Source organism: Bartonella gliris, from assembly GCF_045277155.1.
GTDB classification, from domain to species: domain Bacteria; phylum Pseudomonadota; class Alphaproteobacteria; order Rhizobiales; family Rhizobiaceae; genus Bartonella; species Bartonella gliris.
Map to the genome: position 1 here is coordinate 950,421 of NZ_CP123962.1, position 12,565 is coordinate 962,985.

Sequence of the window (12,565 nt, forward strand, 5' to 3'; positions counted from 1 at the left end):
TTTAGGTATACAAAGGATAATATAAAATTACCATTAAGGCTCACAAAAGTGATAAACAACTGAGCCTCTCCAGAAATTTATTTGCACTGTAGTGATTAAACTAACACGTGATACTCTCCTATTAAACGTGTGAATATTTAGTATAATAGAAATTTTAAATTTAAAATATTCTTTTCTATTGCTGCATATTCCAAAATCTTGATTGTATGACCTCTCCCTGCTTGTCTCTAGCATGAATAAAAATGAATATTTTTCGCTTTCTTTACATAATAAGCAAAGATCTCATCTCTCTAAAAACAAGAATTCTCAAAAAATATTATAAGAAATAAGATGCCACCAATCTATTATATCAGATTATGCTTTAATCAAAGAAAACTACTCAAGTTTTTCAAAATTTTTTTTAGATGCTTGATCAAAAATAAACTGAATCATCAACCATTAGAAATGCCCATTGCTGCACGAATGAGCGCTGCATCATAAGCTGTAATTTCAAAAAAACCTCGTCGCGCTAACATCCCCCAATGAGGATTGGTTAATAATTCAAGTCCTTGAACCGCTTTTAAAACAACAGGGCGTGCTTGTTCATTAAAAATAACATCTTTACGAAAAGGCATAAAATTAGGATCCTGCTCCACTTGATAAATGTGGTTATCTTTAAATATACATTGAAACTCTATTGTTTGAAGTACCTTCCCAGAACGTATTTCGCACCGCGGACAGTAAATGAAGACTTCATCTCCCTTAGATGTTTTTCGAAGTGGCCAAGCCTTACCGTGACAAACTTGAAGAAAACCAAATTTAGCTGCAAGGCGTGCATGGGCTTGAGAAATCACTGCTATCCAATGTTTCATTTTTATATTTTCTCTTTCATAAAATGAACTCTACTCTAAGAGAAATATCTCTTTTAAATTTATTTAATAACAAAGGTAAACACTCTGCACCATTGAGAGTATAAAGACGAGCCAAGTAGATTAAATCGATCAATTGCTGATGAGCATTTAATAATACTGTATGACTGAAAGAAATTTAACCAAAAAGAGTCATAACTGTTGTAGTGAAAAGTATATTTGATAAAGAAGATCAGATAAAAAGCTGTTGAGTTAGGAGAAGATTTCAAGATTACTAAAAAATCTTTCTTAAGAAATCAGCTACTCTTTAGTGCATTGTTTTCTAAAAGAGATACATTTCATCGTTTTCACCCCTTTCTAGCACACACTATATTTGTCATACCTTTTAAGGCATAAGACATAGAAAATCTGTAATATACGAAGAAATAATTTTATCTGGCACAATCACAAAACTCTTGATGAAAAGATAAAGTTTTTATGGTTTTTTGCTCTGTAGTTTATGTTAACAAAGCAACCCACTCTAAAAGAAGAGTGCAATGAAAAAGCTATGTAAAATGAATTTTCTTCATTCTATTGGATAAAAATGAAATCTTTCTCGAGCCTAAAGCTATGATCGCAGTTTATAGAAACGTATTGCTGTATCACCATAAAAACGCTCATCGTCTAGATAAAACACATCAGGTAAATTGATAATCGCATCTTTCTTTTCTTCAAGCACGAAAAGTGCCCCAGCTTTTGCCCACCCTCCTTTTAGGGCCTCCACAAAAGCACGTTCACCTAAACAATAGCCATAAGGAGGATCGGCACAAATAACATCAAATGGAAGCATTGTTCCAATACTGCCAAGTTTAGTTGCATCACGACGCAAAATCCGCCCAATTGACTGTAATTCAAAAGATTCAATATTTTTTTGAATCAGTCCACGTCCCTCAACGGAGTTTTCAACAAAAACAGCAGCTTTTGCACCACGAGAAAGCGCTTCAATGCCTAAGGCACCCGTACCAGCAAAAAGATCAAGAATACGTTTGTTTGTCCAAAATTGTTCTTCTCTACTAGCAAGAATATTAAAAAGGCTTTCGCGCGTACGATCACTCGTTGGGCGAATCGACTGATCAAGAGGCGAAAACAAAACACGCCCAGCAAATTTACCGCCGATGACCCGCACGTGATCCTCCAAATCGCTTCGATGTTTTTGCACCACCACTATATGATTTAGATTTTTTCATGGCACCATCAAATGATTTTGCCTTTCGTTTACTCTCAAAAGAACGCCCATCATGCCCCTCTTTAACAACCTTCCCTTCTTTCTTAGAAAAATAATCCTTCTTGCCAGAAATACGCGCCTCACCATAAGATGTTTTGCCCCGTTTTTGGTCAAAATTAACGCCTTTATCCTTCCGTAACTGCCCTTCTGGCGGTTTTTCTTTACCTCTATGGAAAGATCTTTTACCGGCCAAATCGCTTTTCTGATCACGAGGATTATCCTCACTATAGAAAGACTTCTTACGCGTACTCTGCGGACGTGCACCAGGAGCCATCCAAACATTAGAACGGCGAGAACGAGGCAAAAACCGCTCTGCTTTTTCACCCTCGTTTTTATCTTTGCGCATAACTTTTTCATCAGACTTTGTGCTCAATCGTGTTCGACCGTGTTCAAGAGAGCCGCCTCTCTGTCTACGCTGTGCATCTTTCCCACTTGAAAAAATCCAGCCATCATTCGTGACAGTAAGATCTTTATGACTTCTTTTTTCCGGAACAACTGCAGAATTTGAAAATGGCTTAAAAATAGGAGCATCAAAATTTGCATTGGCTTGCATAATTAAACGCTCACCCAATTGATCACGTAATATCCGACCTTTAAGCTCACGAACAGCTCCTTCTTCTAAGTCAGAGAGCTGAAATGGACCATAAGATACACGAATTAAACGATTAACCGATAATCCTAATGCGCCCAAAACATTCTTTATTTCACGATTTTTTCCTTCACGCAAAGCCACAGAAAGCCATATGTTAGAACCTTGTTCACGTTCAATCGATGCCTCAATCGAACCATAGAAAATACCATTAATTGCAATGCCATTTTTAAGGTTCTCAAGCGCACTCTGTTTCACTCTTCCATGAGCACGAACCCGATATTTCCGTACCCATCCCGTTAACGGAAGCTCTAATACACGTGCTAATCCACCATCATTTGTTAACAACAAAAGCCCTTCTGTATTAATGTCAAGCCTGCCTACAGAAAGGACACGGGGCATTCCTTTCGGCAAATTGCCAAATACTGTTGGTCTCCCTTCAGGATCACGGGTTGTGGTAACAAGTCCTGCCGGTTTGTGGTAAAGCCATAACCGGGTTCGTTCTATAGGAGATAAAGGTTTACCGTCAACTGTAATAACATCAGAGCGTGTAACGTTAAAAGCAGGTGTCGTCACAACTGTACCATTAACAACAACACGACCTGCGACAATCATCATTTCTGCATCACGCCGTGATGCAACACCAGCACGCGCTAATCTTTTTGCAATCCGCTCACTTTCATTATTTTCGTTCATTTGCTTTTCACACCAACCTCTTCCAGTACGTTCAGCAAATTTTTCACACGCACTATATTGCTTACCCTGAAAAGGGGGAGTAGCATAATCATTTATCATTTTCTATCCTTTGACAGCAATAATATACCTATTTACTTGCAAGTCGGTTTTAAACATTTTAAAAAAGTGATGTCTGCATGATAACGGCTTATTCACTTTATAAGCATTTCTCTATAAGAATATAAGAATGTACCTTTTGGCTCTTTAGGTTTCAGTAGAAAAAACACTATGATTTTGACTCCCATGGAAATAGCTCTTTTAGAAGCGCAATTGGCAAAAAAAAAAGATGAAGTCCCTATAGGAGCAGTCATCACACGCGGAGCAGAAGTCATTGCACGCGCTGGTAATTATACAAAAACCCCACATGATCCTACAGGACATGCAGAAATGCGCGTTATCCGTATGGCCTGTGAAACACTCCAAAGCGAAAGACTTCCTGATTGTGACCTTTATGTAACGCTTGAACCTTGTGCCATGTGTGCAGCAGCTATTTCATTTGCACGCATACGACGCCTTTATTATGCAACAAGCGACCCAAAAGGTGGTGCCATAGAATATGGTCCACGCCTTTATCAACAGCCAACTTGTCATCACAGACCTGAGGTCTATCTTGGCTTCAAGGAAAAAGAAGCTGCTCAACTGCTTAAAGATTTTTTTGCACAAAAGCGCTGTTAAAAAGAATTGCTCTTCTTATCCAACACATCTTAAACAGTATCAAGCTTCCTTAAAAAGACCACTAACTTTTTTTACCGGAACCCCTTTTCGAAGCACTTTTTCTCTCACGCTCTTTTAATGCTTCGTCTTTCCCCAGTTGGCCAACAGGCGCAGTTTTTGCCGGTTGACGATAACTTAAAGGTGGCTCTGTGAGATACCGACGATACTCCGCACTTCCAACTTGTGCTCTCTGGCGACGTAAATATTCCTGCCGTTGCTTCGCATTCAACCGTGAAATATTTTCTGAACCATCAATAGATGACACTTTTTTTGGAAGAACAGAATTCCTCCCTCTACTAGGATGTTGCTTTAATGTTGCTGTTCCAGCAAAAGAGCCTTCCTGTGCTACCTCTTGTTGAGGTAGTGGTAAAATCACGCGCGAACCGGGGCTTGGTATCACAAGTTTGGGACGAGATTTCATAACAATCTGACTAGTGTTGTTTGTCGGTGTTAGCGAGGTAATGTTAGCAACATCTTCAAAAAATTGTAACGAAGCCGGCTTACCTGTACCATAGGTAGGAGCAGATAAACCACATCCCGTTAAGACAAGGCACATACCCAAAATGCTCGTTGAAAATATTTTTACTTCACGTTTTTTCACTGCTTATCCATTTTTCTAAGTATCTGGCTGATAAATATTCCCGCGATTTATTGGAGACCAACCCTACACACAAAATTACCCCCCAAAAGATAAAACAACGGAGCCTACCCCTATCATAAAAGACCCTACGCATCAATGGCAGAATTCAAACACTAATAACGCTATTTATAATCTTGGATTTCTTCCTTTGATCCTAAACTTTTCAAATTTTGCCAAGCATCTGCAATTCCCGCAAAGTATCCGCATCGCGAGCAGATACATCAGGATAAGCGGGATCACTCCCAACATCTTGTGTATAACGCCATGATCGAGCACATTTTGTACCCAAGGCCTTTTCCGGATATACACCAACGCCTTCAACATCGCTTAGAGTAAAAGCATCCGAAGGCGGTATATCCTGAGTAATTGTTAGAGCACTGGTGATACAAATTTCCGCCATATCCAAATTTTCTAACGCCTCCAGTAAAACCGGATTAGAAATAAAAACAATAGGCGCTGCTTCTAAAGATGATCCAATACGTTTGTCAGCGCGTTCAAGCTCTAAAGCACCTGTCACAACTTTACGGACCTGTCGGACTTTTTTCCAACGTTCAGCCAAAGATTCGTTCTGCCATTCCCTTGGTGCAGAGCGAAATTGTTCCAAATGCACAGAATGACTTTCTGGATAACGTTCTAGCCACGCCTCTTCCATGGTAAAAGGCAACATTGGAGCAAGCCATGTTACCATACGCTCAAAAATCTCACGAACAACCTGCAAGGAAGCCTTGCGCTTTTTTGATGAAGGTGCATCACAATAAAGAGAGTCTTTGCGGATATCAAAATAAAATGCCGATAACTCAATGATCGAAAAATCCAATAACGCGCGCATAATCTTCTTAAAATCAAACTCGTTATAGGCTTGATTAATCAACTGATCGAGTTCAAAAAGCCGATGTAATATAAATTTTTCAAGATCGGGCAGTGCACAATAAGGTATTTCTTCTCCTTCATCATGCGCGAGAGTCCCAAGCATCCAGCGAATCGCATTACGCAATTTACGGTATGAATCCACATTCGTCTGAAGAATTTTTTTACCTAAACGCTGATCTTCCCAATAATCAGTCGTCATTACCCAAAGACGAAAAATATCAGCACCAGATGTTTTAATAATCTCTTGCGGAACAACCGTATTCCCCAAAGATTTAGACATTTTCTTGCCATTCTCATCCAAAGTAAAACCGTGTGTGACCACTGCCTTATAAGGTGAACAAGCGCGCGTACCACAGCTTTCCAAAAGAGAAGACTGAAACCACCCACGATGTTGATCAGATCCTTCAAAATAAATATCAGCAGGCCATTTCAAATCAGCCCGATCTTCTAGTACAAAACTATGGCTTGCCCCAGAATCAAACCAGACATCAAGAATATCATAGACTTGAATCCAAGGCTCATGGGCACGTTCACCTAAAAAACGTTCGCGTGCGCCTTCAGCAAACCATGCATCCGCCCCTTCTGCTTCAAAAGCCTGCAAAATACGCTCATTCACGCGCTCATCTTTAAGAACGATACCATCCTCATTGGCAAAAATACAAATTGGAACACCCCAAGCACGCTGGCGAGAAAGGACCCAATCAGGACGATCTGCTATCATGGAAGCCAAACGATTTTGACCAGAAGAGGGCACAAAACGCGTCATCGAAACAGCCTCTAAAGCTCGGCTCCGTAGGGTCGAACCATCGCCAAGATCTTTATCCATTGAAATAAACCATTGTGGTGTATTACGGAAAATAACAGGTTTTTTCGAACGCCAACTATGAGGATAGGAATGTTTTAAGCGACCACGTGCAAACAATCGATCTGCTTTAATTAAAGCATTAATAACCTCTTTATTGGCACACCCCATTTTCCCATTATCATCAATAACGCGCACAGCCCCCTCTTTACGGTCTGGCCCAAAACCAGGAGCATCCTTTGTATAAAAACCAGCATCATCAACAGGAAACGGTATAGACGAATCAATACCAGCCTTCTCTAAGAGGGGTTTATAAGTATTCCAGATTTCAAAATCCTCACGTCCATGGCTAGGTGCTGTATGAACAAAACCTGTACCAGCACTCTCTGTTACGTGCGAACCATCAAACATCGCAATCTTATAATTATAACCTCCAGCTAAACCTTTTAATGGATGAGAAAGAAAGAGCGTTTTAAGCTCATCAGCTGAAACAACACGCAAACGCTTCAAAACAAGTTTCGCTTTTTCTGCACAACTTACAGCCAAAGCATCAGCAAAAAGAAGCTTTTCCCCTACCTGAGGACCAAACTCATTTTCCGCGCTTTCAACTTCGTAAACACCGTAAGAAATTTGCGAAGAATAACTCACTGCACGATTACCAGGAATTGTCCATGGAGTCGTTGTCCAAATCACGACATAAGCACCATATAAATCACTAGAATCTGTTTCAAAAACAGGAAATTTAACCCAAATCACCTCTGATTCATGATCATGATATTCAATCTCTGCCTCTGCTAAAGCCGTACGCTCCACGACAGACCACATCACAGGCTTTGAACCACGATAAATCTGATCTGACATAGCAAATTTCATCAATTCACTAGCAATCCGTGCTTCTGCATGAAAGTCCATTGTAGTGTAAGGAGTGTTAAAATCCCCAATAACGCCAAGGCGTTTAAATTCTTCACTTTGCACAGTTATCCAATGTTGTGCGAATTCACGGCATTCTTGACGAAATTCGTTAAGGGGCACATCATCCTTATTTTTTCCTTGCGCACGATATTTTTCTTCAATTTTCCATTCAATCGGAAGTCCATGGCAGTCCCAACCAGGGACATAATTTGCATTAAAACCACGCATTTGAAATGAACGGACAATTACATCCTTTAAAACTTTGTTCAAAGCGTGCCCGATATGAATATGGCCATTTGCATAAGGTGGACCATCATGAAGAATGAAAAGTGGGCGGTCTTTTGCTTGCTGGCGCAATAGGGCATAAAGCCCCATATCTTCCCATCGTGCCATAAGTTCAAGCTCTTTTTGCGGCAAACCGGCACGCATAGGAAAATTAGTTTGCGGTAGATAAAGAGTTTTTGAATAATCTATTGTTTCATTTTTCACATTCATTGTGAAATGTTCCCGTTCACTTTTACGATTTTACTTTGCATAGCTTTTTTTGAATCTTATAGCTCTGTTTTTTATCTATGGAAAAAGCCGAGCTAATAATTCATATTAAGCAGTGATCAAGAAGATATATCATCACGTCTCATCGGCTTTATCATGAAACTATCACGAAAGGGAACCCCAAAATAATTCTCTCAAAAAAATAAAGGCCCCACCACTGGCAGAGCCTCTTAATAACTTAATCTTACAACAAATCAGAATTTGTAAGCTACACCAACACGGAAATCATTGGTTTTGTAGTTAATTTCAAGTTTTTCCTTTGCAAATTTCTTTTTACCAAAGTCTGAGTAACGATATTCTGCACGTACCAAAACATTGTCGGTCACTGCAAAATCAACACCACCACCAAGAGTATAACCAATCATTGTTTTTGTTTCATTGGTTAACTCCTTAGAAGAATTTTTTTCTTCACCGTGTTTCTTAAATGATATTGATACAGTGTCTTGGAGCTGCGTATAAGCAATACCGCCAGCAATATAAGGCATAATACGATCAGCAGCAAAACCAATACGTACCCGTGTAGCACCAACCCAATTCTGTTTTAAAGTATGACTTAAAGTTTCAACGTTGCCCTCTTGGTTCAGACCAAGATCAGCAATCTCCTTCTTCACTTGCTCTATACCATATACACTAGTACCATTTTCATCTTCAGCTTGTGTGCCTTGTGCACTGCGTCCAGTCACATTGTGTGTACCATGGGGAGTGGTACCGTGGGGATTAGCACCACTACCATGGGGATGTGGATTATTACCAGCACCGTGTCTAGTTCCATTATACGCACCATGCGAATGAGAACCATGTCCACCACCATTATTAGGTGCACCATTATAACTGTGAACACCCCCTCCTGCCCCATTAGCAGAGGCTGTTGGTGCTGGTGTTGTTGGTGTTGTTGAGGATCGCGCTAACACTAATTCCCCTCCTGATTCTGCTGTTGTTCCTACTGACTGCGTCCTTACTGGAACTACTGATTCCGTTGAAGGTGTTGTTGATGCGGGTCTTGTCAGTGACGACGTTGTTTCTAGTTTTACTTGTACTGGTTCAGATCTTCCTAGTGAACCTGATGTTACTACTGGCACGACTCGAGTTACTTGCCTTACTACTGACTCCGCTCCAGATCTTCCAGCTGTTCCTTGTACTCCAGATGCTCCAGATGCTCTTGCTGTTCCAGATGCTCCAGATGCTCTTGCTGCTCCAGATGCTCCAGATGTTCCAGGTGTTCCAGATGCTCCAGGTGTTCCTGATACTGCTGACTCCACTACTTTTGGTGTTGCTGGTGGTGTTGCTGGTGGTGTTGCTGGTGGTGTTGCTGGCTTCGCTGCTGCTGGCTTCGTTGCTGCTGGCTTCGCTGCTGCTGGCTTCGCTGCTGCTGGCTTCGCTGCTGCTGGCTTCGCTTCTGCTGGCTTCTCTGATGCTGTTTGTGTTGTTGTTGATGCTGTTTGTGTTGTTGTTGATGCTGGTTGTGTTGTTGTTGATGGTGATGCTGGATCCCCTGATGCTGATCTACGAGATCTTGTTACCAAATTGTCTACTGGATCAGTATCAGACCTGCCTATAATGATAGTCTTTGTGTGTTTTTGTCCAGACCAATTTAAATCCGTATCGATACCAAAAACGAAGTTATCGCCGAGATCAATATTAGAACCTGTGTAAAGACCACTTACAAAACCTGAAAGTTTAGGTGACCAATCTTTACTCAAGGGAATACCTTTTTCCTTACCAGCAAAACTCATATCAATTTTACCCGAAGAATGACCAACCTGGCCACCGAAATAAAAACCTGTCCATGTGAAAGCTGGAACTACAACAGCTGACGGAACAGTCCGTGCTGGCTGATGAGGCATTACCACATCTGCTGCCTGCGCCGCAGAAGCTGAAATTAAAGCAAAAATAGAAGCCGATATTAAACGTTTCGTGTTCATAAATTATCTCCAAATATACAAAACGGATTGTATATAGGTCATCCATTTTAAAAAATCTGTAGTAAAAATGACACATTCACAAAAAATCACAAAAAAATAGAGGCCTCGTCAAAGACAAGGCCTCTTAATAATTAATAATTTAGTTTTGTACTAAATTAGAATTTGTAAGCTACACCAACGCGGAAATCATTGGTCTTGTAGTGAAATTCAGGTGTGCTATCTTTGAATTTCTTTTTACCAAAATCTGAATAACGGTATTCAGCACGCAACAAAACATTGTCTGTCATTGCGAAATCAACACCACCACCAAGGGTATAACCAACCATTGTCATGGTTTTATCAAATTCTTTCTTAGACGTTTCTTTACCCGATGCATCTTTTGTTACCGAAGCTGCAACACCTTGCATCTGTGCATAAGCAATACCACCAGCAATATAAGGCATAATGCGATCAGCAGCGGCAAAACCAATACGTACCCGCGTAGCACCAGACCATTTTTCTTTAAAAGTAAAGGTGTCCTTAGGCGTTACACCCGCTTCATTAACTCTGGTAAACTGCGCAGTTTTAGTAGCAGTTGTCTCAGTATGAGTGCCACCAGCAGTTGTCTCAGTATGAGTGCCACCAGCAGTTGTCTCAGTATGAGTGCCACCACCAGTTGTCTCAGTATGAGTGCCACCACCAGTTGTCTCAGTATGAGTGCCACCACCAGTTGTCTCAGTATGAGTGCCACCACCAGTTGTCTCAGTATGAGTGCCACCACCAGTTGTCTCAGTATGAGTGCCAGTACCAGTGCCAGTGCCAGTACCAGTGCCAGTACCAGTACCAGTGCCAGTACCAGTACCAGTGCCACTGTTAGCGCCGCTCAAGAAAGAGAGTGATTTTGTTTCTCCACGGTCAGCCCAAACTGCATCCGTTTCAACACCTAGAATGAGACCATTTCCAAGATCTACGTTGGAACCAGCATAAATGCCCCCCATGAAACCAGAAGGCTTAGGTGTATCATCTTTACTGAAAAGTTTATTTTTTGTAGCTGGGTCAGTTATCTCAACCTTACTCGAAAAGTTTCCAACTTGAGCACCAAGATAAAAACCTGTCCAAGAAAAAGCTGGGGCAGTAATAACTGGTGCGACCTCACGTGGAACGATAACATCCGCTGCCTGTGCCGCAGAAGCTGAAATCAAAGCGATAACAGAGGTCGTCATTAAAGATTTTATATTCATAAATTTTGCTCCTCATTTATTTTATGACGCGATGCTATACACTTGAGCAAAAAAAATCTGTAGTAAAAATGACACAGTCACATAAAATAGAGATTTCATTCGAAGACAAAGCCTCTTAATAATTTTGTTTTGCACGAAAGATTGTAAATTATATATAATTAATTCATTGAAATTACAGTTAAATCATTACTTTTCATTTACGACCCCCCTTTTACCAAAATCGACGAATAACAACATGCAGCATGCATAATACTATGAGCAATGTGATAATAGAGCAACACAAAAACAAATGAGGCTCCGCCAAAGACGGAACCTCTTCTTAATGTAAGCTTATAATACATTAAAATTTGTAAGCTACACCAACGCGAAAATCATTAGTTTTGTAAGAAGTTTCATATTTATCGTTTGAGAATTTCTTTTTACCAAAGTCTGAGTAACGATATTCTGCACGCACGATGACATTCTCGGTCATTGCTAAATCAACACCTGCACCAAAAGTGTAGCCAACAAATGTCTTTGTTTCATCAGACAAGTTACCAGAAGCTATTACTTTGCCTGTATCCTTATCCATTATTGATACCGACGCGGTATCTTGAAGTTGTGTATAGGCAATACCACCAGCAACATAAGGCATAATGCGTTCAGCAGCAAAACCGATACGCACCCGTGTAGCACCAGCCCACTTTTCTTTAAAAGTAAAACTGTGTACTCGTTTATTGCCCTCTTTGAGTCCATTTTCACCAATCTTAATCCCAGCGTCGCCCAACATCTTCGTAATATATGCCACATGATTTTTATCAATCTTATATGCTTTCCCCGTTTTTGTGTCATTTTTATCAGTCCAAATGATATCTGTATCAACACCTAGAATAAGACCATTGCCAAGATCAATATTGGAACCAGCATAAAGACCACCCACGAAACCTGACAGTTTAGGCAAAAAGTCATCACTCACTGGAATGGTTTTTCCATTACTGATAATATCCATTTTCGTTTTACTTGAAAAACCACCAATCTGACCACCAATATAAAAACCCGTCCAACTAAAAGGTGAAGGAACAATAACAGGAGTAACTGGTGTAGGCTGAGGGGAAACCATAACATCTGCTGCCTGCGCTGCTGAAGCTGAAACAAACGCAAAAGCAGAAGCTGTTATTAACCATTTTATATTCATAATTTTCTCCATACATAGCTGATATTTGAACACACAGCCTCATATAGAGCCCCCACTCTAGATATCTGTAGTAAAAATGATACACCCATTAAAAAAACAAGCAATCTGCCAAAGCCCTCCCCTTTTAGTTTTTTGATTTGTAATATTGGTAAGTTCTGCTGCCACATAAATCTTATAAAATCCAATGCTGTTCTTTATGGTCTTCTCAAAAAGCCCAAATAAAAACCCTCTCCGTTTGTAAGAACACTGTCAATCATTGCAAAATGCAATGCCCCCGATAAATGTATACGAAAAACATCTTTGGTCTTACCTATCGTATTGCC

Annotated in this window: 9 protein-coding genes; 1 reads left to right on the forward strand and 8 read right to left on the reverse strand. The window is 40.3% G+C overall.

Annotated features, from left to right (window positions below; genetic code table 11):
- Positions 1-431: 431 nt before the first annotated feature.
- The 3 genes from QHG54_RS04305 to QHG54_RS04315 form a co-directional block, all read right to left on the reverse strand.
- Positions 432-851 carry an EVE domain-containing protein gene (locus QHG54_RS04305; RefSeq protein ID WP_317992819.1) on the reverse strand — a complete coding sequence of 140 codons (420 nt, stop codon included), beginning with the start codon at positions 849-851 and terminating at the stop codon, positions 432-434.
- A gap of 604 nt (positions 852-1,455) precedes the next feature.
- Positions 1,456-2,013 carry a 16S rRNA (guanine(966)-N(2))-methyltransferase RsmD gene (gene rsmD / locus QHG54_RS04310; protein ID WP_317992818.1) on the reverse strand — a complete coding sequence of 186 codons (558 nt, stop codon included), beginning with the start codon at positions 2,011-2,013 and terminating at the stop codon, positions 1,456-1,458.
- Positions 1,994-3,397, reverse strand: a complete 1,404-nt coding sequence (locus tag QHG54_RS04315; protein ID WP_406604535.1) for a pseudouridine synthase — start codon at positions 3,395-3,397, stop codon at positions 1,994-1,996. Before QHG54_RS04315 ends, rsmD begins: the two co-directional genes overlap by 20 nt.
- A gap of 267 nt (positions 3,398-3,664) precedes the next feature.
- Here QHG54_RS04315 and QHG54_RS04320 point away from each other — a divergent pair, with 267 nt between their 5' ends.
- Positions 3,665-4,111 carry a nucleoside deaminase gene (locus QHG54_RS04320; protein ID WP_317992817.1) on the forward strand — a complete coding sequence of 149 codons (447 nt, stop codon included), beginning with the start codon at positions 3,665-3,667 and terminating at the stop codon, positions 4,109-4,111.
- A 61-nt stretch (positions 4,112-4,172) separates the two neighbouring features.
- Here QHG54_RS04320 and QHG54_RS04325 read toward each other — a convergent pair whose 3' ends face one another.
- The 5 genes from QHG54_RS04325 to QHG54_RS04345 form a co-directional block, all read right to left on the reverse strand.
- On the reverse strand, positions 4,173-4,751 hold the full coding sequence (locus tag QHG54_RS04325; RefSeq protein WP_317992816.1) for a hypothetical protein: 579 nt from the start codon (positions 4,749-4,751) through the stop codon (positions 4,173-4,175).
- Positions 4,752-4,953: 202 nt separating this feature from the next.
- Complete coding sequence (gene ileS, locus QHG54_RS04330) at positions 4,954-7,869, reverse strand: isoleucine--tRNA ligase (protein WP_406604511.1); 2,916 nt, start codon at positions 7,867-7,869, stop codon at positions 4,954-4,956.
- A 251-nt stretch (positions 7,870-8,120) separates the two neighbouring features.
- Positions 8,121-9,848, reverse strand: a complete 1,728-nt coding sequence (locus QHG54_RS04335) for an outer membrane protein (RefSeq protein ID WP_406604512.1) — start codon at positions 9,846-9,848, stop codon at positions 8,121-8,123.
- A 155-nt stretch (positions 9,849-10,003) separates the two neighbouring features.
- Positions 10,004-11,068: a porin gene (locus QHG54_RS04340; RefSeq protein WP_406604513.1), complete on the reverse strand. Its 1,065-nt coding sequence runs from the start codon at positions 11,066-11,068 to the stop codon at positions 10,004-10,006.
- Positions 11,069-11,408: 340 nt separating this feature from the next.
- Entirely contained in the window at positions 11,409-12,242 is an 834-nt protein-coding gene (locus tag QHG54_RS04345; RefSeq protein WP_406604514.1) for an outer membrane protein, read from the reverse strand.
- Between the last annotated feature and the right edge of the window lie 323 nt (positions 12,243-12,565).

What these genes read in the sequence shown, in the direction of transcription:
- QHG54_RS04305 (WP_317992819.1), bottom strand. Translation starts at nt 851, where the DNA reads ATGAAACATTGGATAGCAGTGATTTCTCAAGCCCATGCACGCCTTGCA.
- QHG54_RS04315 (WP_406604535.1), bottom strand. Translation starts at nt 3,397, where the DNA reads ATGAACGAAAATAATGAAAGTGAGCGGATTGCAAAAAGATTAGCGCGT.
- QHG54_RS04320 (WP_317992817.1), top strand. Translation starts at nt 3,665, where the DNA reads ATGATTTTGACTCCCATGGAAATAGCTCTTTTAGAAGCGCAATTGGCA.
- ileS (WP_406604511.1), bottom strand. Translation starts at nt 7,869, where the DNA reads ATGAATGTGAAAAATGAAACAATAGATTATTCAAAAACTCTTTATCTA.
- QHG54_RS04335 (WP_406604512.1), bottom strand. Translation starts at nt 9,848, where the DNA reads ATGAACACGAAACGTTTAATATCGGCTTCTATTTTTGCTTTAATTTCA.
- QHG54_RS04340 (WP_406604513.1), bottom strand. Translation starts at nt 11,068, where the DNA reads ATGAATATAAAATCTTTAATGACGACCTCTGTTATCGCTTTGATTTCA.
- QHG54_RS04345 (WP_406604514.1), bottom strand. Translation starts at nt 12,242, where the DNA reads ATGAATATAAAATGGTTAATAACAGCTTCTGCTTTTGCGTTTGTTTCA.